General features: G+C 30.2%; 19 protein-coding genes. 4 read left to right on the top strand and 15 right to left on the bottom strand.

All coding sequences use genetic code 11. The annotated features are described in order from the left end of the window. Positions 1 to 171 precede the first annotated feature (171 nt). Complete coding sequence (locus K324_RS0107920; RefSeq protein WP_051354421.1) at positions 172 to 1,533, top strand: MATE family efflux transporter; 1,362 nt, start codon at positions 172 to 174, stop codon at positions 1,531 to 1,533. Positions 1,534 to 1,702: 169 nt separating this feature from the next. Here K324_RS0107920 and K324_RS0107915 read toward each other — a convergent pair whose 3' ends face one another. From K324_RS0107915 to K324_RS0107845, 15 genes are all read right to left on the bottom strand, one after another. After that, complete coding sequence (locus tag K324_RS0107915) at positions 1,703 to 2,221, bottom strand: PTS sugar transporter subunit IIA (protein WP_026748688.1); 519 nt, start codon at positions 2,219 to 2,221, stop codon at positions 1,703 to 1,705. 154 nt (positions 2,222 to 2,375) lie between these two features. After that, entirely contained in the window at positions 2,376 to 2,972 is a 597-nt protein-coding gene (locus K324_RS0107910) for a tetratricopeptide repeat protein (RefSeq protein WP_026748687.1), read from the bottom strand. Positions 2,973 to 3,008: 36 nt separating this feature from the next. Continuing rightward, on the bottom strand, positions 3,009 to 3,704 hold the full coding sequence (gene rph / locus K324_RS0107905; protein WP_026748686.1) for a ribonuclease PH: 696 nt from the start codon (positions 3,702 to 3,704) through the stop codon (positions 3,009 to 3,011). A gap of 25 nt (positions 3,705 to 3,729) precedes the next feature. Then, the gene (gene glyA, locus K324_RS0107900; protein WP_026748685.1) at positions 3,730 to 4,974 is read right to left on the bottom strand and encodes a serine hydroxymethyltransferase; all 1,245 of its coding nucleotides are present in this window, start codon (positions 4,972 to 4,974) and stop codon (positions 3,730 to 3,732) included. Between the two features lie 31 nt (positions 4,975 to 5,005). After that, positions 5,006 to 5,986: an MlaA family lipoprotein gene (locus K324_RS0107895; RefSeq protein ID WP_026748684.1), complete on the bottom strand. Its 981-nt coding sequence runs from the start codon at positions 5,984 to 5,986 to the stop codon at positions 5,006 to 5,008. Positions 5,987 to 5,988: 2 nt separating this feature from the next. Then, positions 5,989 to 7,290 carry an alpha/beta hydrolase gene (locus K324_RS0107890; protein ID WP_026748683.1) on the bottom strand — a complete coding sequence of 434 codons (1,302 nt, stop codon included), beginning with the start codon at positions 7,288 to 7,290 and terminating at the stop codon, positions 5,989 to 5,991. Positions 7,291 to 7,535: 245 nt separating this feature from the next. Then, on the bottom strand, positions 7,536 to 11,165 hold the full coding sequence (locus K324_RS0107885) for an AAA family ATPase (RefSeq protein ID WP_026748682.1): 3,630 nt from the start codon (positions 11,163 to 11,165) through the stop codon (positions 7,536 to 7,538). A 33-nt stretch (positions 11,166 to 11,198) separates the two neighbouring features. Then, positions 11,199 to 11,765 carry a hypothetical protein gene (locus K324_RS0107880; RefSeq protein ID WP_026748681.1) on the bottom strand — a complete coding sequence of 189 codons (567 nt, stop codon included), beginning with the start codon at positions 11,763 to 11,765 and terminating at the stop codon, positions 11,199 to 11,201. Positions 11,766 to 11,788: 23 nt separating this feature from the next. Then, positions 11,789 to 12,382 carry a hypothetical protein gene (locus tag K324_RS0107875; protein WP_026748680.1) on the bottom strand — a complete coding sequence of 198 codons (594 nt, stop codon included), beginning with the start codon at positions 12,380 to 12,382 and terminating at the stop codon, positions 11,789 to 11,791. A 19-nt stretch (positions 12,383 to 12,401) separates the two neighbouring features. Continuing rightward, positions 12,402 to 13,046 carry a hypothetical protein gene (locus tag K324_RS0107870; protein ID WP_026748679.1) on the bottom strand — a complete coding sequence of 215 codons (645 nt, stop codon included), beginning with the start codon at positions 13,044 to 13,046 and terminating at the stop codon, positions 12,402 to 12,404. Positions 13,047 to 13,068: 22 nt separating this feature from the next. Next, positions 13,069 to 13,497 carry a hypothetical protein gene (locus K324_RS0107865; protein ID WP_026748678.1) on the bottom strand — a complete coding sequence of 143 codons (429 nt, stop codon included), beginning with the start codon at positions 13,495 to 13,497 and terminating at the stop codon, positions 13,069 to 13,071. Continuing rightward, positions 13,494 to 13,616 (bottom strand): hypothetical protein, encoded by a 123-nt coding sequence (locus K324_RS16535; RefSeq protein ID WP_282705567.1) that lies wholly within the window; start codon positions 13,614 to 13,616, stop codon positions 13,494 to 13,496. The genes K324_RS0107865 and K324_RS16535 overlap by 4 nt, the downstream gene beginning before the upstream one ends. Positions 13,617 to 13,682: 66 nt before the next feature. After that, complete coding sequence (locus K324_RS0107855) at positions 13,683 to 14,966, bottom strand: exopolysaccharide biosynthesis polyprenyl glycosylphosphotransferase (protein ID WP_026748677.1); 1,284 nt, start codon at positions 14,964 to 14,966, stop codon at positions 13,683 to 13,685. A gap of 190 nt (positions 14,967 to 15,156) precedes the next feature. Beyond that, the gene (locus K324_RS0107850) at positions 15,157 to 16,827 is read right to left on the bottom strand and encodes an AAA family ATPase (RefSeq protein ID WP_248615376.1); all 1,671 of its coding nucleotides are present in this window, start codon (positions 16,825 to 16,827) and stop codon (positions 15,157 to 15,159) included. Beyond that, positions 16,817 to 17,935 carry an acyltransferase gene (locus K324_RS0107845; RefSeq protein ID WP_026748675.1) on the bottom strand — a complete coding sequence of 373 codons (1,119 nt, stop codon included), beginning with the start codon at positions 17,933 to 17,935 and terminating at the stop codon, positions 16,817 to 16,819. The genes K324_RS0107850 and K324_RS0107845 overlap by 11 nt, the downstream gene beginning before the upstream one ends. Positions 17,936 to 18,341: 406 nt before the next feature. Here K324_RS0107845 and K324_RS0107840 point away from each other — a divergent pair, with 406 nt between their 5' ends. From K324_RS0107840 to K324_RS0107830, 3 genes are read left to right on the top strand one after another with little or no spacing between them, the layout of a single operon-like run. After that, positions 18,342 to 19,136 (top strand): class I SAM-dependent methyltransferase, encoded by a 795-nt coding sequence (locus K324_RS0107840; protein WP_026748674.1) that lies wholly within the window; start codon positions 18,342 to 18,344, stop codon positions 19,134 to 19,136. A gap of 41 nt (positions 19,137 to 19,177) precedes the next feature. Then, positions 19,178 to 20,914: an ABC transporter ATP-binding protein gene (locus K324_RS0107835; RefSeq protein ID WP_026748673.1), complete on the top strand. Its 1,737-nt coding sequence runs from the start codon at positions 19,178 to 19,180 to the stop codon at positions 20,912 to 20,914. 12 nt (positions 20,915 to 20,926) lie between these two features. After that, positions 20,927 to 22,666, top strand: a complete 1,740-nt coding sequence (locus K324_RS0107830; RefSeq protein ID WP_026748672.1) for an ABC transporter ATP-binding protein — start codon at positions 20,927 to 20,929, stop codon at positions 22,664 to 22,666. The last annotated feature ends 112 nt before the right edge of the window (positions 22,667 to 22,778 follow it).

The raw sequence follows: 22,778 nt of genomic DNA, 5'->3' as shown, positions 1-22,778 counted from the left end.
TTTGGCGATTATATTGTAACTGGTTTCCTCTTTTTTGTTAATTAAAAATTTGATTAAATTTATTTGCCCCTATATTTTTTACTCTGTCTAAAAGTTATAAAATTGTTTTAAATTTCACAAAAAAGTGCTATAATGAAAAATACAATAAATTTTAAAGGGAGGAAAATTAAGATGTTATTTAAAGCTCAATCAAATGAAGAACGCCGTCAGATGATTTTACATGGAAAAGTTATTAATACATTGCTTTTTTTATCTGTTCCAACACTGCTGGTTGGAATTATACAGGCTCTTATACCGCTTTCAGACAGTTTATTTTTAAATAGGCTTACAAGTGTGGAAGTTGCCAGTTCCGTTACATTTAGCCAGCCTGTCCTGAATATTATGATTGCATTATCACAAGGGTTGGGAGTGGCTACACTGGTTATGCTTGGACGTCTGTATGGAAAAGGGCGTATGTTGGCTGTTAAGGAAACGATGTTACAAATTTTTGTATTCAGTTTTTTTATTGGACTTTTATTAATTCCTGTATGTATGTTTACAGCTTTTTTGATTTCAAATAACACAACCTCTGAAATTCGTAACAATGTCTATACCTATATTTCGCTTTATTCACTCATAATGCCCTTTGTATTTTTAGCTGCCATTTACAATTCTTCAAAAAATGCGATTGGACGCCCTGAGGTTACATTTGTTAGAATTTTTCTTTTATTAATTTTAAAAATAATTTTTAATTCAATTTTTTTATATGTTTTGAAAATGGGAATTGTAGGTGCAGTTATGGCGTCACTTTTTTCTTACATAGTTGTTACAATCTGGATGTTTCACGATTTATTTTTAAAAAGTGGAGATATAAAACTTAATTTACGAAGTTACACAATAAAATTGCCAATTATAAAACGATTATTAAAAATCGGATTTCCTTCAATGTTAAACTATGCCTTCTTGTATCTTGGATTTTTTCTTATAAACAAGGAAATGGAAAAATTTGGAGCCATTGCCTTAAATGCTCAGGGAATTGCTTCCAATATCAATGCAATCTGCTTTATTTTACCATCTTCAATAGGAACCACCGTTTCCTCAATGATTAGTATAAATATGGGAATTGGAAATGTAAAAAAATCTAAGGATGTGTTTAAGGTGGGCTGGATAACTGGCGTTACTATTTCAATTTTGACTATTGCCTTAATCCTGCCTATTTCATTACCACTCGTATTAACTTTTACAAAGGTTCAAAAAGTAATAGAAATTGCTGATAAAGCTCTCCATATTTATACTTATTCAGTAATTGGATTTAGTGTTTTTATGATAGCACAAGGAGTTTTTATAGCACTTGGAAGAACAAAAGTTCCGTTAGTTATGTCAATTTTAAGGATTTGGCTGTTAAGATACATCTTTATTTTATTGACACAAAAATATCTTGGCCTTTATTCAATATTCTGGGGAAATTTATTTTCAAATACATTGGCAGGAATAATATTCTTTATTTTAGTAAAATCTATTAACTGGAAAAAAGGAATAAAAGCTGAAAAATAATAATAAACAATTTAGTTAAATAATTATGAATTAGCTATCAAACAACCTTATTATAAAAATTTATTCTTAATTTTTAAACGGGGTGTTAGTATAAAAATAAAAAATCTCTAAAAAAGTAAAATTTCTTACTTAAAATAGAGATTTTTTTAATGAATTTTATTTTATTAAATTATTTTTGAACATTTAATACAAGTGTTACTCCTGCTGTTGCAGTTCCTGATTCAACTGGATTTAATGAAGCATAATCTTCGTAGTTTGAAATAATTACTGGTGTGATAATTGATTTTGCGTTTGCTTTCAAGAAATCGTAATCATATTTGATTAATGGATCTCCTGCTTTTACTACTGCTCCTTCTTCAGCGATTCTTTCAAATCCTTTTCCTTCCAATTGAACTGTATCCATTCCAAAGTGAACAAAAATTTCAATTCCAGAAGGTGTTACAATACTGAAAGCATGATTAGTATCAAAGATTTTTTCTACTCTTCCAGAAGCTGGTGCCAACATTACACCTGACGCAGTTGGTTCGATAGCAACTCCATCTCCTACCATTTTTTGAGCGAAAACTTCATCAGGTACTTCTGATAAAGGTAATAAGTTTCCTGAAATAGGTGCTACCACTTTTCCGTCAAATTCCTGTTTAACTTCTTCATCTTTTTTACCTTTTTTGAATAAATCAAATAATCCCATTCTAATTCCTCCAATTTATTTATTTTATATTTAATTATCTTATTTTAATGTTACCACATATAATCAAATTAGTCAAATCTTAATTTGAAAAATCAATCAAAATTTCATATTTTTTTATTTTACTAAATACTCTTTTATCTATATTCATTTTTAATTAGATTTTTCCAAAATTATTCCTTAGCACTTTTAAATTACTCTTCGCATGCTCATCCCCAAGTGCTGCAGCTTTCAAAAACCATTTTTCAGCTTCCTTAAAATTCCCTTCGTTTCCAAAAATCATTCCCAAACGGTTCATTGCATTAATATCGTCTTTCCAAGCCATCTGTAAATAAATATCCTTTTCCTTTTCTGTCTGTTTAGTCGAATTATAGAATGTCAAAAGATTTTCCTTTGCACCTTCACAATTCTTTTCGATTGCTTTTATGAAATATTTCTCAGCTTCTTCATTTTTCCTATTCTGTTCATACAAAATTGCCAAATTATTTAAGGCATCGTAATCTTTATTTTCAATTGCAATTAAGTAATATTTTTTAGCATTCTCAAAATCATGCTGGCCAGCATAAAGATACCCCAGATTATTTGCAAATTCATAATCCCCTGCTTCAACAGCCTTCAAAAACCATTTTTTAGCATTTTCATTATCATAATTATTCTGAAAAATAAGTCCAATCTCATTCATTGCCTTTGTATCCCCAGCCTGTATCCTTTTCATATACTCATCAAATAATTTTTCCATTCCAGTCTTTTTCATTTAGCCTCTCACCCCTTTCTTAAAATTTTTTTTAGTTTACAAACTGAATAATTTATCAAAGGCATTTTTTGACAACTCTATAAATTTTAATAGTTCTGCATGGGTAAAAGTTGCTTCTTCTCCTGTTCCCTGCAACTCGATAAATTCACCTTTGTCGTTCATTACAATATTCATATCCACATCCGCTTTTGAATCTTCTTCGTATTCCAAGTCAAGAAGCAGTTCATTTCGAACTTTTCCTACACTTATTGCTGCGACTTTTGATTTTATGGGGATTTCTTTTAGTTTTCCTTCGTCTATTAATTTTTCAATTGCCAGTTCCAAAGCAAGATATGCTCCTGTAATTGAAGCTGTTCTTGTTCCACCATCTGCCTGAATTACATCGCAGTCAATCATTATTGTTCTTTCTCCCAGTTTTTCCAAGTCTATTGCAGCTCTTAGGGCTCTTCCGATTAGACGTTGGATTTCCATGGTTCTTCCAGAAAGTTTTCCCTTTATTGATTCCCTCTGAACACGTGCATTTGTAGCTCTCGGGAGCATGCTGTATTCTGCTGTTATCCATCCTGAACCTGTTCCTTTCAGCCATCTTGGTATTTTTTCCTCAACAGTTGCGTTGCAGATAACTTTTGTGTTGCCAAATTCGATTAGGACTGAACCTTCTGGATGAATAATGTAATTTTTTGTTACTTTTACTTCTCTCATTTCATCATTTTTTCTATTATTTTTTCTCACATTTTCTCCTAATTTATTTTCCATTTTATTTATCTTTATAAAGTGGAAATTTTTCTGTTAATTTTAAAACTTCCTCTTTTACTTGGGCAATTTTTTCACTGTCATTTATATTTCCTAAAACAGTCAATATAAACTGTGCCACCTGTCTTGTTTCCTCTTCCTTAAATCCACGAGCTGTAATTGCAGGCGTTCCTAGTCTTATCCCACTTGTAACGAATGGTTTTTCGGGATCATTTGGAATGGCGTTCTTGTTACAAGTGATTCCAGCTTCTTCCAGTTTTGCTTCAGCTAATTTTCCTGTAACTCCCATTGGACGTAAATCTACCAGCATTAAATGGTTGTCAGTACCTCCGCTTACAATTCTAAGTCCTCCTTTTACCAGTTCTTCTGACAGAACTTTTGCATTTTTTGCCACCTGTTCCTGATATTTTTTGTATTCTGGGCTAAGTGCCTCTTTAAATGCGACGGCTTTCGCAGCAATTATATGAACTAATGGCCCGCCTTGTATTCCCGGAAATATTGTCTTGTCAATTTTTTTAGCAATCTCTTCATTGTTTGTCAAAATTATTCCGCCACGAGGCCCTCTTAACGTCTTATGAGTTGTTGAAGTTACTACATCTGCATATTCTATTGGATTTGGATGAAGTCCTGTTGCTACAAGTCCAGCTATATGAGCCATATCCACCATCAGATATGCCCCAATTTCATCAGCAATTTCCCTAAATCTCCTAAAGTCAATTATTCTCGAATAGGCACTTGCTCCTGCAACTATCATTTTAGGCTTTTCCCTTAATGCAATTTCTCTGACTGCTTCATAGTCGATCAATTCTGTTTCAGGATTTAAGCCATATTCCAGCCCAATGTAATTTTTTCCAGAAAAATTGATTTTATAACCATGTGTCAAATGCCCACCTGCACTAAGGCTCATTCCAAGAATTTTATCTCCAGCTTCAAGAAGTGCCACATAAACTCCCATATTTGCCTGAGATCCTGAATGTGGCTGTACATTTGCATATTTTGCCCCAAATACCTGTTTTAATCTTTCAATTGCAAGACTTTCCACAACGTCAGCATTTACACATCCACCATAATATCTCTTCCCTGGATATCCTTCAGCATATTTATTTGTAAATACAGAACCAGCTGCTTCCATCACAGCCTTTGAAACAAAATTTTCAGATGCAATCAGTTCAATTCCTTCCTCCTGCCTTTTTTCCTCTTTTACAATCGCATTATATACTTCCAAATCCACATCTTTTATGTAACTCATCCTAATTCCTCCCATCCAGCTAAATAATTTTTTATTTTACAATTTGTATTTTTCTATAATTATAGTAAAGTGCCTTCACTAAATCATATTCAAATGGAGAATTTAAATCCCCGTATCTCATACTCAGCATAGAACGTGCATTCAGCCCTGTTACAGCTGGCCTTGTAAATCCATAAACCGTTTTATCAAAGACTCCTGTATCGAAAAAGAGTTTTTCTTCAGCTACACCTCTCACTTTATTTTCCATCACTGTATCTATTCCCGTTCCAACCGCATCTCTTATACTGCTTGGCCCATACATCGGCAATACCAAATAGGAGCCTGATCCAACTCCATAATGCCCTAAAGTATCTCCCATTGTTTCAGGATCTCTTTTCATTCCCATGTTTTTAGCAACATCTGTCACTCCCAGAAGTCCCACTGTCGAGTTTACAACAAATCTTCCAAGTGCATTTGCCGCTTTTCCAGGTTTTAGCTGCAATACTGAATTTATGAATGTCGGTATTTCGCTAAAATTACTATAGAAGTTTGAAATTCCTTTTCTTATTGGCTTTGGAACAATTGTCGCATAGATACGTGAGGCTGGGTAAAGTACTTTTCTGTCAAGCTGCGTGTTAAAGGCGTACATTCTTCTGTTGAATGGCTCCAGTGAATCATTTATTCCAGTTAATTGAAACACTTGACTTGATGCAATGTAATCTTCGTTTAATTCTTCCAGATTTTCTGCCAATATTCCATAACTATCCTGTTCAAAAGCAATGTATTTATTTTTATCAGGTTTGTTCTTTTTTGTCTTTATGTTTGTCTGTGAAACTAATTCAATATTTTTATCAGGTGCTTCCACCGTCTTACCATTTACAAATTCAACAAACAAATCGTCATTTACTTCCCTATTGTTTTCCTCCAGAAACATTACAGTATCTTCATTTTTTATTTCCATTAATTCAGCTTGTCCAATTGTTGCAACAGCAAGCATAGTTCCAAATATTAATAATTTATTTTTTCCTGTCATTTTTAATTTTCCTCCAATTTATCTACCATCAAGTTTACCACATCCTTATGCCAAAGAACCCCTGTATGTCCACCAAATGGTATTAGAACTTTATTTGAGAATGTATTTTGTATATAATCCAAATCTTGACTTGAATATAAAACATCATTTGTAGATGTCATAAATATAATATTTTTATTATTTCTGTTTATAAAATCCTGACTATGTTTTAAATCAAATTCATCAACAAATTCATTAAAATCAAGATTAGGATTTTTATTTTTCTTCAGATATGGATATAGGATCTCCTTCGCATATTCGTCAAATGAAACTGACAATCCTTCCCTAAATTCCTTTGAAACTGAATCAAAACGTTTATACGATTTTTTATCCGAAAGCCTACCAGTTGCATTTCTTCCACTAAACACCTCTCCAGCAAAAGTCATATTAGCTGAATAAAATCTAAACAACAATCCTGTCAGCACTTCAAAATCCTTTTCTCCAAGTCCCAATTTACCCAATGAAGTAGTAAGATTTGAAAATTCAATGTCTTTTATTTTTATTGTATCATCATACATAAGTCTACTAAATATCGTATCCATATATTTTTCCAGACTTCTTGCATCATAAATTCCATTTTTTACTAAAAAACCATCTAAATTCTTTGTTGCAGTTAAAATACTGATTGGTGAATTTAATAATAATGATTTATCAATTCCTATTCTTCTACTATTCTTTTCATCCAGTTCATGAAGTAAAAGCGACTGAAAACCACCTAAACTGTAGCCACCGATATAAATTTTATCAATTTTCATTCCATCCCCTTTTTCTCTTAAAATAGCCTGGCTTATCAAAGAATACAGCTGTGTAGTTTCATCTTTTATATACCCTGCATACGCATTTTTACTTTGACTTACAATATACGGCATTGTTGTTGGGGAACTGAATGCAATTACGTTGTAACCTTTGTCATAAAACACATTTGCCAGATAAAGTGACATTCCACTATTATAAAGTGAACCTGTCCCCGAAACTATAATCATAAGTGGTGCCTTTTTCCCCTTCTGAGTCCATACACCGTACTCGTAATCCTTCCATTGCCGCAATATTTCAGGAATTTTTTTTGTTGTTGTAAATTTTCTAACTTTTGGACCTTTCGGATTTTTAAATTTGTACTGCTGATCAGCCGGTGTCCCAAGAACTGTTGCCATTATTGCACTATCCTTATACGGATAATCACTTGCTATCTGTGAAATATCCACTTCGGCAAAACCTATAACCGATAGCAGAAACATTGTTATTAGCCCTAATAATTTTTTTAACATCTTCCCAATTATGTGAAAAACCTTTTACACATATCTCCTTTCTCTCTTTAAATCACTTTCTTTTATACACTCAAACCACTTTAATCTCAAACTTAGATTCTGATATTTAAGTAAAATTCTAAATTCAGTTTTAAATGATTTTACTATATTACAATTTTTAACTATATTTTATCAAAAATATTAAAATATTTCCAGTAAAAATGTTCGCCAAAATAAATAAAAAACATAATTTTATAATCTAACAGCTAAACATCCACCGAAACAATCTTAGTTTCCCCGATTTCCTTATTCATTGTAACCCCGTAAAGTCTATGAGAACCTTTCATTGTTTCCTTGTTATGAGTTATCAGGATAAATTGCGATTTATCAATAAACTGGTGAAGCAATTCCACAATTCTCTTTGTATTTTTCTCATCCAGTGCCGCCTCAATTTCATCAAAGAATGTAAACGGACTTGGCTTGAACATAAAGATTGCCATTATAAACGATACTGCAAGCATTGATTTTTCTCCACCTGAAAGAAGAAGTAACGTCTGTTCAGGTTTATTTTTGTATTTTACACTCAGTTCCAAGCCTGTTGTGAGCAAGTTTTCAGGATCCGTCATTTTAATTATTCCTTTGGCTCCATTCAAAATCGTTTCACACATATACTGGAAATTTTTATTTATCTGTTCATAAGCCACAAAAAATTTGGTTGTAACTTCCTCTTCAATTTCCCGAATAAATCCAAGCAGTGCCTCACGGCTCTCCAGCAAGTCCCTTTTCTGTGTCACAATATCCTGATACCGTTCGTTTTCATGCTCAAATTCATCTATTGAGGCAAGATTTACAACCCCAATGTCAATACGGCTTCTCTCATTTACCGCCAGTTTTTTCTTTGTCGCCATCAGCTCATTTTCATCAGCAATTTCAAAATATTCCTCATTTTCCAGAATTTCTTCACTTTCCAGCTCCTTAAATTCAGCCATCTGAAATTCAAGTTCACTATCATTTCGTGTAATTTTCTCAATAATTTTTTCATAATCATTTTTATGTCTTAACATATTTACTTCAATATCTTTAATTTCACCAATGAATTTTCTTTCCTTTTCTTCAATTTCGTGAATATTTTTTTCAATTTTCTGAATCTCACCTAAAATATTCTCATTTAATTTCTCATTTTTCTCAATTTCTATCTTTTTATTTGAAATTTTTCTAGAAAGCTCATTTCCCAGCATTTCTCTTTTCTTCTCAAACTCAGCCAGTTCGGCCTTTTCATCCAACAGTTTTTTATAATCAGACTCAATTTCTGCAAAACGATTTTTATTATTATCCGTTCTAACTTTTAAAACTTCATAATCCCTATCTGCTGCATTAAATTTCTGGATAAATTCATCAATATTTTCAAATTGTTTCAATTCCTCATTCAAACTTTCCATTTTAAGATTATTTTCTTCAATATTTTTTTCAATATTTTGAATTAGTTCCAGATTTTCCTTTATTTTAGTTTCCTTTTCCAAAATAAATTTCTCATTTTCAGAAATTTCATAGTTCAAGGTATTGATTTCCCGCTGTTTTCGACTAAATTTAATACTAAAATCATCATAATTCTCATTAAACGCCTGATATTGATTTTTAAAATTCTCAAATAATTTTTCCGCCTCTGTCCTTTCTACCTCAACTTTTTCAGCCTCCAAAACAATTTTAGACAATTTATTTTCAAATTCCTCAAAGTTCTTTTTATTTTTCTCGATTTCAACTTCCAGATGTTTCAATTCCTTTTTTCGCTCCAGAATTTCATCTTTCCCTTTAAACGAATGTCCACCAGTCATTCTCCCACGGGAAGTGATAATATCCCCCTCAAGTGTAACAATCCTGTCATTAAAGCCTTTTTTCAAAAGCTGCGTCCCAACTTCCAGATTTTCAACAACAACTGAATTTCCATACACAAACTGAATAACTTTTTCTATATTTTTATTTGCAAATTTCTTCTCAACTTTTACAATATTTCTTGCAAAATCAATAATTCCATTTTTTCCTTTTGTGTTTGAAATTACATTTTGAATTTCCTCATCTGACATTTTATTTTTAAAATCATTTTGCTCTAAAGCATTATCAATTACAGGCAAAAACTCATTCATTTTGGAAACACGAATATTTTCAATTGGCAAAAACGAAGCCCTTCCTAATTTTTTATCTTTCAGAATTCCAATACATTTTTTCCCAATTTCACTATCATTTACAACAATATCCTGAAACATTCCACCAGATAAAGTCTGCACCGCTTCCTCAAATCCCGCTGGAACATCAATCAAATTAACAAAAGCACCAATTACTCCATCAATTTTTTCATTCAGAATATGCTTTATGCTTCGATTAAAAGTTTCATTTTTCTCAATAGCATCCGAAATCGCCTTTTGTTTAACCTCAAAATTCTGAAGTTTGTAGCTAATCTCATTTTTCTGTTTATTAATTCCAGAATATTCCTTTCTCAGTTCCTCTGTTTTTTCATTGAGTTTCTGAATTTTCAGCTCCTTTTCAAGTTTCTGCTTCTCATTTTCTGATTTTTGTATTTCAAAAGTCTGTTTTTCTTCATTTATTTTGTTAAACTCTGCTTCTACAATACTTTTCTCAGCGATACGCCTTTTATTTTCAGTTTTTGCTGCCAAAACCCTTTTTCCCAGATCCTCATTTTCCCCAGCGACTTTTATTTTATCCACTTCAAAATTAGAGTTCTTTTGTGTCCGTTCTCTCAGTTCAAGCGTAATTTTATCACTTTTCTGCTTCAATTCCCCAACTTTGCTTTCCCACTCAGCCTTTTCCTTTTCCTTTGCAGCCAAATCCTTTGTAATAAGCTCAAGTTCACTTCTGGAATTATTCAAAATTTCCTCTTTTTCAGCGATATCCTTTTCCAAAATGCTTTTTCTTTTAGCTTTTTCATTAGCTTCCGTTTCCAAATTGGAATTTTGATTCACTAGCTTTGAATACTCGTCTTTTAAAATTTCCAAATTTTTAAAGTTTTCGCTATTTTCATTTTTTTGACTTTCCAGATTTTTGTACAATTCTTCCCGAATTTCATTAGTTCTTTGGAGTTCCGCCTGTTTTTCTGAAAAATTCTTTTCACTTTTTTCTAATTCTTCCTGTATTTCCTGACTTTTTTCCTCATACTCATATTTTAGCGAACTCTTTTCATTGACATTATACTCCAGAACCATAAATCGCTGTACATCAATTTTTTTTGTATAATCCTTAAAAAGCCTTGCCTTTTCCTGCTCCTTTTTCAAATAATCAACTCGCAGTTTCAAGTCTTTTTCCACATAATCAATTTTTTCAATTTCATTTTTCAAATCCTGCAACTTTTTCTCAGAATCTTCCTTCTCAATCTTAGCCCTTTTTACTCCAGCCGCCTCTTCAATAATTTCCTTCAATTCCTTTGGGGAAGAACCAATAATTCTCTCTACACGCCCTTGCCCAATTATCGAGTAAGCCTGCTTTCCAATTCCTGTATCCATAAAAAGATTATGAATATCTTTAAGCCTAGATTTCTTATTATTTATAAGATACTCATTTTCCCCTGTCTTAAAAATTCTTCGAGTAATCTTAACTTCTGAAAAATCAATATCCAGATATCTATCCCCGTTATCAATAATAAGACTGACTTCCGCCATAGACTTTGGCTTTTTATTCTTTCCGCCAGAAAAAATAATATCTGAACTCTCTTTCGCCCGTATATTCTTATAACTCTGCTCTCCCAAAACCCACAAAATCGCATCCAGAATATTACTCTTCCCACTCCCGTTAGGCCCAACAATCGAAGTAATCCCATTGTCAAACTCCACAACAGTCCTATTCGCAAACGATTTAAATCCTGTCAGCTCCAATGCTTTTAAGTACATCTTTTCTCTCCTAATTTTTTAACTCTTTTTTATTTAATGTAATTTTATCATACTTTCCTCTCCTAAGCCACATTCTTCCCTAATATTTTCTCCAGTTTCTTCATTATCAAAATTTATCTTTTTACGTTCAATATACTTCCCGGTTATCCCATCTTTATAATAAAACGAATCTTTTGGAGCCAAAAAAGCGTTAAAAAAGTGCATATCCTTTAACTTTTCCTTCTCAATCTTACCATATTGAAAATAAAATTTAAAATCTTTTAATTCTGATATTTCTCTTTCGGTATTTTTATAATAAAATTTATCATTTCTATATACAATATGAAAAATTTCATCATTTAATTTATACTTTCCTTCCCAAACATCATCTTTTTTCTCCAAAATCAATTTCATCAAAAAATTATTTTTACGAATTTCCAGCCTGTAATCCTTCTCACAAAATTCATTCAATTTATTTTTTTTATATAATTTTTCTATATTTTCTTCTATTTTTGCAATTTCATTTGATATTTTTATCTCGTTGTATATAAAATAAATTAGTAATGAAAATATTGGTAATAATACAATTATTAATATTGTTAGCATTTTTTTCATATACATCTACAGCTTCTCCGTTTTATGCCTCAATACACATATCCACAAGTTTCTACAATTTTTGTTTTCGACTTAGAATCTATAAATTCAATCTCCCCCATAGTTCCTCCTCTATTTTGCGAATATATTTTTATTTTTTCAAAATTTTCTTTTATTCCAAACTGACTAATATAATTACTTATCGAATTTTTATCTTTGTATTCTGCAAATAATGCGGGAAACATTGAATCTTTTTTATCAACTTCACTCAAAATTTTAATTTCATTCTTTTTTATAGTATCCGTCTGAAAAAATAATTTAAAATTTTCTAATTCTTTTATTTTTTTATTTTCTAAATCATAAAAAATCCCATTTACATATCGAATTTTTATAATTTCCTCATTTACTTGATACTCACCTTCCCAAATTCCGTTCCCTATTTTTGATAAACTTATTTTTTTACTGTACTTTTTATTATTTTTAAAATAACTAATCAACAAACTATACTGATTTTCTTCGCAAAATTCCTCTATATTTTGCCTACTTTGATACATTTTTTCCAGTGCTTCTACCACAATTTGAGAATTTTTTGGTTTACACGATACTAAAATCAATAATAGCAATGAAATTATCATTTTTTTCATATCATTTCCTTTTAAAATTTTATTTTACATATCTGCAACTTTCCCACAAATGTAATTTTTCATTTTCAGTTTTTATCTCCATCTGATAATAAAGAGTCCATTTGCTTTGATAATACACTTCCATTTTTAAATTGCTTTCTAAATTCCAATCTGAATCTTTAAAAAATTCCTTAAATGATTTCTTATCTAAATATTTTCCACGAAAATATCCTTCATTTGGAGTATAATCGGATACGATTCCCATACTTACTTCTTCTGTTGTCTTCAACTCATCATATTTTATTATGTCACTTTGAAAATACGGTGTAAAATCTTTTATTTCTTTTCCTGTTTTAGAATCATAATATTTTTCATTTTCATATACAACTTCTGTTTCTATCCCTACCTCATTGATTGATTTATAATATTTTCCTGTCCATATATTTTCCCCTGTTCTTCTCAAATTCATTGATTCATAATATTTATCCTTACCTCTATTATATGCTTTTGCAAATTCATAATAATCACTGCAAAAAGTATTTATAGTTTTACTTTTATCACTATACTGAGACACCATAAATTTTTTTGTTTTTTCAGAAGTTTTATAATCATAGAATATTATTATGTAAAGTAGGATAAATAAAATTGTTAAAATAATTGAAGTAATTATAATAAATTTTTTCATTCTGATACTTCTCCTTAAAATTTTATTTTATATACCTACACTTTTCACCTAAAACCAACTCACCATTTTCTGTTTCAAGTCGCATTTGATAATATAATGGCTCTATACTTTGATAATATGCATCTATTTTTATATCTCCTTCTAAATTCCAATCTGAATCTTTAAAAAATTCCTTAAATGATTTCTTATCTAAATATTTTCCACGAAAATATTCTTCATTTGGAGTATAATCGGATACGATTCCCATACTTACTTCTTCTGTTGTCTTCAACTCATCATATTTTATTATGTCACTTTGAAAATACAGTGTAAAATATTTTATTTCTTTTCCTGTTTTAGAATCATAACATTTTTCATTTTCATATACGACTTCTGTTTCTATCCCTACCTCATTGATTGATTTATAATATTTTCCAGTCCATATATTTTCCCCTGTTCTTCTCAAATTCATTGATTCATAATATTTATCCTTACCTCTATTATATGCTTTGCAAATTCATAATAATCACTGCAAAAAGTATTTATAGTTTTATTTTTATCATTATATTGAGATACTATAAATTTTTTCATTTTTATAACTCCATTAATAAATGTAAAAAATAACATTTATTACCCTCTCTCAAAAATTCAAAATTATTATCTCCCTTTTCCAAAAATTACAATCGTAACTGTCTTTAACAATATCTTCACATCAAACAAAATATCATGATTTTTTATATAATACAAGTCATACTGCAATTTTCTGTAAGCATCTTCAATACTCGCTCCATATGGATACATAACTTGTGCCCAGCCAGTAAGTCCTGGTTTTACAGTATGTCTTAGATTGTAGTACATAATTTCCTTTTCTAGTTGCTTTATAAAAAATTCCCTTTCTGGACGTGGCCCCACGAAACTCATTTCTCCACGTAGCACATTCCACAGTTGTGGCAATTCGTCAATTCTTGTAAGACGCATAAATTTACCAAATTTTGTGACACGATTGTCATTTTTTGTAGCCCATTTTGGCCCGTCTTTTTCCGCATCAGTCGTCATTGAACGAAATTTTACTATTTTAAACGGCTTGTTTCCTTCTCCGATTCTTTCCTGTATAAAGAATACCGGCCCTTTTGACTCCAGTTTTATTATTATTGCAGCAATAATCATAATCGGAATTACACAGACTCCAATTAAAAGTGCAAAAATTATGTCAAGAATACGTTTTGCCTTCAAGTTAAAGTTGTTGTAGTAAATTTCAAATCCTGTATTTTCCAAAAACCATTTTGGACTTAAGTTTGAAACTGGCAATTTATTTTCATACATTTCGTAAAATTCCAGATAGTTGTAATACTGCATTCCGCCAAGTTTGTACTGCAAAAGTTTATCGACAAGTTTTGTATCATACAAAAGATTACTTGTAAAATCCACAATTATATCAACTTTTTTATTTTCACATAGATTCAATAATTTTTCTGTTAAAATCTCCATATTTTTTTCTTCTTTTAAAAAGTCTGATAATTTGTACTGACTGTCTTTTTTTATGCTTTCCATCAAGTCATTTGTATATCCATTTTCTCCAACAAAAACGACTTTTTTCTTTTCAGCCAATCCTATTATTATAATATAACGATATATAATTTGAAACATTGTAATCAGTCCAAATAAAATTATTGCCTCATTCAAAATAAGTATTCTCAAAAATGTCGTAACCATCACAAGAATAAAATTAATTCCAACTATAATTACAATATCCCGTAATTTATATCTTCCCGTCATATTATAAACATTTGCCACATAATAAATCACCATTGAACAAATAATTACAGCTACATTTGTAAATCCAAGTCCACGATTTATAAGTAACAGCCCTATAAAATACATCACAATTGTTAATATCCCAAATAAATAAGAATAATTTTTCTTCATCCCGCTTACTGCCATTCTAAATTACACTTCCTTTTTTTATTTTTCTTCTTCAAAATTAAATATCCATAACTTTTAATTTCAGTTTTACAATATATGTTCAACAACTTAACACTTTTATTTTGACAAAAGATTTTTTCCCTTGCTGAACAATAACTATTTTATTATAATCTTAAATTCATACAGTTATCAAACAAGTCTAATAATTTTACTCCATTATTTCGTATTTCATTTTAAGTTTTTTTCTATAAAACGCAAGTCCAACACAGACAATTCTGCCTACTCCTCTATTTCTCAATTCCACATCGTACTCTTTTTCTTTTATCTGCTCAAATCCAGCTTTTGCATAATTTTCCAACTCATCTTCATTATTTACAACTTTAAATTCAAATATATACGCTGGATTTATTTTATTTTTAGGCTCTAAAACCAAGTCTGCCCTTCCATAGCCACTTTCTCTCTCCGACAATCTGATGTAATCGTTTCCCAATATTATAAATATCCCAATTAAAAATATTTTGTAATATTTCTCGTCCTTTTCTGTATCAAAATAACTAAGCGAAGAAAGTATTTCATCTTGAAGTTCTTTTGCAAATTCTTCGATTTTTCCATTTTTTAAATTTCTTATGATATCTGAAAATTTATTATAGTTCCCTATAAACCTGTTTATAAATCTATTTTCAAAAAATTCTGTTATTTCTCTGTTCGGTATTTTTATTGGACATTCTCCACTCTCGAATTTTCCAGATGTTGTTAAATATCCGCTATATAAAAACAACTGCCATATATCCTCAACTCCAAAAGTAAATTCAGTATAATCGTTTATCTGCTTATGTATCCTTTCCCCTCGAAAAAGTTTTTCTAAATCACTAAGTATTTTTTCATTTCCTTTATCCAACATATCATCTATGAGTTTATTTCCAGAAACTCCTATCCAGTATGGACACAATTTTTTTTCATCCAAAAAGTTAATAATCGACCAAGGATTATATACTTGACTATCTCCAAACTGGTAACCATTATACCACTCTTTTATATCCTCCATTTCGTATTCCAGCCCGTAATATTTCACAGCCTTAACAACTTCGTTTTCAGTAAGCCCATAATACTCCGAATATTTTTCACTAAAAATATTATTTACTTTCAAATTATTTAACCCTGAAAAAATTCCTTCTTTCGCAATTCTCAATATTCCAGTCATAATTCCAAACTGCAAATATTCATTATCCTTCATCGCATCCCCATAAAACTTCTTAAAAAATGAAATTGCCTGTTTGTAATATCCCTCCTGATAAGCCTGAATTATTGGCGTATCATATTCATCTATCAACACAATAGCTTTTTTCCCATAATATTCATACAAATATTTTGTCAACGCTTTCAATGAGCCTTTCCAATCTGCTGTATCTTTATTAAACCAGACATTATCAAAATAAAACAATTCCCTTTCATCCATATCTTCTCTTATGAATTTAAATTCATCATACATATTACTTATTAATTGTCTAATTGCAATATAGGAATTTTCCCAGCTAACCTCTTCCATGTTCCTAAAACTTATATATATAACTGGATATTGCCCCTGCTCCTGCATGTATTCACTCTTAGAAATATTTAATTCGTCAAATAATTTTCGATTTTCTTCTTTTTTTTCTATATCAAAAAAATATTTAATCATTGACATATTAAGCGTTTTCCCAAATCTTCTTGGACGTGTAAACAAGTTTACTTTTGCCCTGTAATGTAAAATATCTTCAATTAACTTTGTTTTATCAATATAATAATAATTATTTTCTACAATTTCCTTAAAATCAGACACCCCTATCGGTAACGGCTTTCTATTTCTTGTATTTTTCTCCATCATTTCCTTATCTACCATTTTTCTCCCTCCATTTATTTATTCCCGCTAAGAATTTATACAATCTATTTAATATTTCACTTGTAAAAAAAGATAGCAAAAACACTATTACAAATGCAGTAACTATATATAAAAAATAATTCATTCTGGATTTTAATATTCTTTCACAAAAAAATAAAAAAATCGGATGAATTAAATAAATATCATAAGTTTTCGCTGATACAGACTTTATAACATTCTTTACTTTGGCTAAAACTTTTTCCCCATCAAAAATATTTACAAAAAAGTCATAAAACAAAACTGCGGATATAAATACACAAATTGAATGATAATCATAAAAATAATCAAAAAATTTTCCACTTGATTTTGTAAATATATAAGTTAAAAAGATTGTTAGTGATACTGTTATTAAAAAAACTGTATATTTTTGCCATTTTTTCATATTCAAAGGCTTTTCTGCAAGTAAATAGCCAATTAAGAAGTAACCAACATATTGCCCAGCTGGAGAATATATTTTTATATTTTTCTTAAAAATCACATTCAGAAATGGTATCAAAACCATAAATATTATCCATATAAAAACTAGATAATTAATGCTTTTTCTCTCAATTTTTGCCACAACTTTTCGTAAAAATGGCGTTATCAGATAAAGCGACAATATCATATAAATATACCACAAATGATAGTAAATTTTACCTTGAAAAAAACTTGAAAAGAAATTATGGTAACTTTCTTTCTGGAAAAAAATTGAAATTATAATCTTGTAAGTTGATTTTCTAAAAAAAACTGAAAATAGTTCGTTATCTTTAACATCTTTAAAAATTATTGTGAATATAAAAAAAATAACAGAATATACAAAAAACTTAGGAAATAATTTTGTAAATCTCTTTTTAAAAAATATTTTCACATCCTCATCTTTTCTCAATAAAAAAAATCCACTAATCATAACAAATATTGGCACGCACATTCTGCTAAGTGAATCTACAATATTTGCCATCATCCATCTATTTCCAGATATTTTCCCATAATTATATAACTCGCTTGCAACAATATGAATAAATAAAACCATACTAATCGCAACACATTTTAAAATATCAAAGTTAAAAAATCTGTCCTTATTTTTTATCATTTACAAATCTCCAAATTTAACAATTTCCCTCAATAAAAATATAACTAATTTTACCATAGTTTAAGGTAAAAAACAATCAAAAAACTATGGAACTCATAAATGTCACAAAATTCTTCCTAAAAATATTTTTATATATTACACACTGTTTTTAAGATAAATTAAAGGATTGTTATTAATACTGATAGTGTTACCTGTATCTTTTCATACATATTAACTATCCCTTTTTTTAATAGCTAAAGCGTAGAGAAAGGCTAGAGGGTTTGGCAAACATAGCCCTTGTTGTTAAATTTTTTTAACAATTTAATAGATATTTTTATTTTTTAAATAAAATTTGCATTTTGGATAAATATGGGTATAATTCTATTGGATAGTTTGATAACCAAAATTTTATAAGGAGGAATATACGATGAAAATAAAACTTGACAACGTTTCAGAAACTATGCTTATTACTTTGCATGCACGTGCGAAAGATGCTGAAAGTAAAAATCCAATTTTAAATGATAAAAAATCTTCCGAGATTCTTTCACAGCTGGATTATGATTTTTCAAAATTTGAGAAGGCGTGGGCTTCGTACTATGGGATTCTTTCACGTGCGAAAGTGATGGATAATGAGACAAAGAAATTTATTCAAAAATATCCAGATTGTGTAATTGTATCTATTGGAAGCGGACTTGATACACGATTTTTAAGAGTTGACAATGGAAAAATACGATGGTATAACATTGATTTGCCTGAAGTGATTGAAGAAAGAAAATTATTCTTTGAGCCTAATGAAAGAGTTATTGATATTCCAAAATCGGCATTTGATTCAAGCTGGACTAAGGAAATTAAGTTAAATGGTAAAAAGCTGCTTATTATTTCTGAAGGTGTTCTTATGTATTTTGAGGAAAAACAGATTAAAGAGTTCTTGGAAATGCTGACTGACAGCTTTGACTCATTTGAAGCACAATTTGATTTGCTTTACAAGGGAACAGCAAAAGCAACAAATCATCATGATGCACTAAAAAGTATGAAAGCAACTTTCAAATGGGGAGTAAAAGATGGAAGTGAAGTCGTAAAATTAAATCCAAAATTAAAACAGACTGGACTTATTAATTTTACCGATGAAATGAAACGTCATCTTCCTGGATGGAAAAAATTATTTATTCCACTCTTTTATATTGTTAATAATCGACTTGGAATTTATACTTTCGGAAAATAAAATTGTTTTATTTTCTGTGACAAAGGAATGGAGGGTTTATTATGAAAGAATTGAAATACTTGCTAAGCTTATCTGGTAAACATAAGATAAAGCTGATTTTTTCAGCAATATTCAGTATAATTGGTACAACATTGTCTGCTGTGCCTTATCTTCTTGTGTATCAGATTGTTTTGGAGCTTTTTAAGGTGAATATTGATTATTCAAGAATAAAGTTCTGTGTATTTATTGCGATATTTTTTATAATTGTAAAAATAATTATGCAAATTTTATCAGGTGTTTTTTCACATATTGCAGCTTTTTCGATTTTGTATAAGATTCGGATTGATTTGATTGAGCATTTGTCAAAGCTGAATATGGGATTTTTTAAGAAAAATATGTCTGGAAAGCTAAAAAAGATTATTAATGAGGATATAGAAAAATTGGAACTTTTTATTGCACATCAGATTCCAGATTTATCATCGGCACTTGTAACTCCGATAATATTTTTAGGGATTATGATTTATTTTAACTGGAAATTGACACTTGTTTTATTTATTCCAATTATTCTAAGCATAATGGCACAGGGAAAAATGTTTCAAAGCTACGGAACCCGTGTAGAACGTTACTATACTCTTCTTGCAAATTTGAATGCCACTATTATGGAATACATAAATGCAATGAATGTCATGAAGGCATTTAATCTTACTGCAAAATCCTTTAAGGATTATCGGGATATTACTCAGGAATATGCGGATTACTGGATTGAACTTACAGAATTAAGTGTACCATTTTATTCAATTTTTCTCTGTCTGACTGATTCAGGGCTGCTTTTCATTATTCCTGTTGGCGGACTTATGCTGTTTTATAATCAAATTTCAGTATCTGCGTACATTTTATTTATTTTAATGAGTACAATTTTTTTAAGCTCATTAAAGGCATTATTTGATTTGGCACACCATCTTTCCGCATTAACTAAAGGGTTAGGGAAAATTATGGAAATCAATGGGGAACAGGAGCAAAAATCTGGAAACACAAATTTCCCTTCTAATTTTTCAGGCTATATAAAATATGAAAATGTAAATTTTGCATATAAAAATAAAAATGTTATAAATAACTTTTCCTTGGAAATAAAATCTGGAACTTCAACTGCACTTATTGGGCCTTCTGGCTCAGGAAAAACAACGATAGGACTTCTACTTGGAAGATTCTGGGACATAAATAGCGGGAAAATAACGATTGACGGAACTGATATTAAGGACTTCGCTTACACAGGATTGGCTGATAATGTTTCATTCGTATTTCAGGATACATTTATGCTTCATGATACTATTTTTGAGAATATAAGAATGGGAAAGGATTATTCGCTGGAAGAAGTGGAAAATGCGGCAAAAAAGGCACAAATTCATGACTTTATAATGTCCTTACCTCAAAAATACGAAACTGTAATTGGAGAAGGCGGAATTAAGTTAAGCGGTGGGGAAAAACAGAGAATTTCAATAGCTCGTGCCATTTTAAAAAATGCTCCAATTATCGTGCTGGACGAAGTTACTTCCTACTCCGACATTGAAAACGAAGCCAAGATTCAGGAGGCTTTACGTACTTTATTAAAAGGGAAAACTGCCATTATCATCGCTCACAGGCTTTACACAATAAAAAATGCCGATAATATCGTTGTAATGAATAAAGGACGTATTACCGAGCAAGGTACTCATAAGGAGCTTCTGCAAAACAAGTCAGAATACTGGCATTTGTGGAATTTATATAGCGATAATGATTTGATGGAAAATAAGAAAATTTAGGGGGTGCAGACAATGATTAACGATATTAGAAATATAAAAACTCTTGCTGGAAATAAATATAAAAATTTGAAAAATCCAATATTTTTTCTAACAATAGACGCCTTATTTTATATGATGAACTATGCAATGTTTTATTTTACAATTATTGATTTGCTGAATAATAATTTTACGATGAAAAAATTAATAATCTATACTTTTATTATGATTTTTGCAATTATTTGTAGATTTATATTAAATCGTATCGGATATATTGGGATTCAAACCGAGGGAGCTAAAATTATTCAGGATTTGAGAATCAGGATGGGGGATCATTTGAGAAATTTGAATCTGGGATACTTTAACAGTCATAACATTGGGAATATTATTAATATTATGACAAATGATTTACAAGATTTTGAGCAGGTTATAACTCACAGTACATCAGAAATTATAAAATTATCCATACTGACAATTTATCTTCTGTTAATTATATTTGCAATTTCTCCCCTACTTGCCATACTGCAACTAATAATCTCCCTGACTGGATTAATATTTGTCATTCTAGGAACGAAAAAAGGTGCAAAAATAGCATTGAAAAAGAAGCATACTATGGACAATGTTGTTTCACGGATGGTGGAATATATCGCTGGAATGGAACTTTTTAAGGCATACAATCTGACTGGGGAACGATTTAAGAGGTTAAAGGACAGCTTTAATGATTTGAAAAGGGAAAGTATAAATACTGAAATTGCTCTTGCCCCCTATGTTATGATTTTTCAGCTTATTACAGATATTTCCTTTGCCTTGCTTCTGCTTGTGTCTACACAGCTTTTTATATCTTCTTCCATTAATAAAGTGGAATTTTTTTCATACATAATTATTGGACTTTCACTTTCAAATGTGCTAAAAGCCTTTTCTATGCAATATACTTTTATCCAATACTTGAAACTTGCCACAGATAAGCTGATAAATGTGCATAATGAAAAGGAAATTTCCTATGAACTTGAAAAAGTTACTTTACCAAATTATGATATAAAATTCCAGAATGTAAGTTTTTCTTATGAAAAAGACACTCCTGTTCTAAAAAACATTACTTTTGAAGCAAAACAGGGGACAAAAACTGCCCTAGTTGGCTCGTCAGGCTCTGGAAAAACAACCGTTACCAGCCTTATTGCAAGATTCTGGGACTGCCAGTCCGGTGAAATTACCATCGGTGGAATAAATATCCAAAAAATATATCCTGAAGAGCTGCTTACAAATATAAGTATGATTTTCCAAGATGTCTACTTGGTAAATGACACTTTTGAAAATAATATAAGGCTGGGAAAACCGAAGGCTACAAGGGAAGAAGTGATAAATGCGGCTAAAAATGCCAATTGTCACGATTTTATAATGGAAAGCGAAAATGGATACGACACTATAATCGGAGAAGGCGGCTCTACTTTGTCTGGTGGAGAAAAACAGAGAATTTCAATCGCAAGAGCCTTATTAAAAGATACCCCAATTATTCTAGTCGATGAAGCCACAGCCTCACTTGATGCCGACAACGAACACGAAATAAGAAAATCACTAAGTATTCTTACAAAAAACAAAACTGTAATTACAATCGCCCACAAACTCAATACAATAAAAGATTATGACAAAATTATAGTTATGTCCGACGGAATAATTGAAGAAATTGGAAATCATAATCAACTTATGAAAAATAAAGGACGATATTATAAAATGTACATCGAAATGGAAAAGGCACAGTCAGAATTTGAACTGATTTAATTAAAATTTCAATTCACTATATAAATTTAATTTAATATAAAAAAAGCCGAATAGAAATTCGGCTGATTTTTTTGTATAATATATTTATGATAAACATTACACAAAATAAACT

Origin of the sequence: Leptotrichia trevisanii DSM 22070, assembly GCF_000482505.1 — a bacterium.
Taxonomy (GTDB): Bacteria; Fusobacteriota; Fusobacteriia; order Fusobacteriales; family Leptotrichiaceae; genus Leptotrichia; species Leptotrichia trevisanii.
This window is presented reverse-complemented; position numbering and strand designations above follow the sequence as displayed.

Bases quoted from the DNA above. Each gene is read 5' to 3' on its own strand.
- K324_RS0107920 (WP_051354421.1), top strand. From the start codon at position 172: ATGTTATTTAAAGCTCAATCAAATGAAGAACGCCGTCAGATGATTTTA.
- K324_RS0107915 (WP_026748688.1), bottom strand. From the start codon at position 2,221: ATGGGATTATTTGATTTATTCAAAAAAGGTAAAAAAGATGAAGAAGTT.
- K324_RS0107910 (WP_026748687.1), bottom strand. From the start codon at position 2,972: ATGAAAAAGACTGGAATGGAAAAATTATTTGATGAGTATATGAAAAGG.
- glyA (WP_026748685.1), bottom strand. From the start codon at position 4,974: ATGAGTTACATAAAAGATGTGGATTTGGAAGTATATAATGCGATTGTA.
- K324_RS0107895 (WP_026748684.1), bottom strand. From the start codon at position 5,986: ATGACAGGAAAAAATAAATTATTAATATTTGGAACTATGCTTGCTGTT.
- K324_RS0107890 (WP_026748683.1), bottom strand. From the start codon at position 7,290: ATGTTAAAAAAATTATTAGGGCTAATAACAATGTTTCTGCTATCGGTT.
- K324_RS0107885 (WP_026748682.1), bottom strand. From the start codon at position 11,165: ATGTACTTAAAAGCATTGGAGCTGACAGGATTTAAATCGTTTGCGAAT.
- K324_RS0107880 (WP_026748681.1), bottom strand. From the start codon at position 11,765: ATGTATATGAAAAAAATGCTAACAATATTAATAATTGTATTATTACCA.
- K324_RS0107875 (WP_026748680.1), bottom strand. From the start codon at position 12,382: ATGAAAAAAATGATAATTTCATTGCTATTATTGATTTTAGTATCGTGT.
- K324_RS0107870 (WP_026748679.1), bottom strand. From the start codon at position 13,046: ATGAAAAAATTTATTATAATTACTTCAATTATTTTAACAATTTTATTT.
- K324_RS0107865 (WP_026748678.1), bottom strand. From the start codon at position 13,497: ATGAATTTGAGAAGAACAGGGGAAAATATATGGACTGGAAAATATTAT.
- K324_RS16535 (WP_282705567.1), bottom strand. From the start codon at position 13,616: ATGAAAAAATTTATAGTATCTCAATATAATGATAAAAATAAAACTATA.
- K324_RS0107855 (WP_026748677.1), bottom strand. From the start codon at position 14,966: ATGGCAGTAAGCGGGATGAAGAAAAATTATTCTTATTTATTTGGGATA.
- K324_RS0107850 (WP_248615376.1), bottom strand. From the start codon at position 16,827: ATGGTAGATAAGGAAATGATGGAGAAAAATACAAGAAATAGAAAGCCG.
- K324_RS0107845 (WP_026748675.1), bottom strand. From the start codon at position 17,935: ATGATAAAAAATAAGGACAGATTTTTTAACTTTGATATTTTAAAATGT.
- K324_RS0107840 (WP_026748674.1), top strand. From the start codon at position 18,342: ATGAAAATAAAACTTGACAACGTTTCAGAAACTATGCTTATTACTTTG.
- K324_RS0107835 (WP_026748673.1), top strand. From the start codon at position 19,178: ATGAAAGAATTGAAATACTTGCTAAGCTTATCTGGTAAACATAAGATA.
- K324_RS0107830 (WP_026748672.1), top strand. From the start codon at position 20,927: ATGATTAACGATATTAGAAATATAAAAACTCTTGCTGGAAATAAATAT.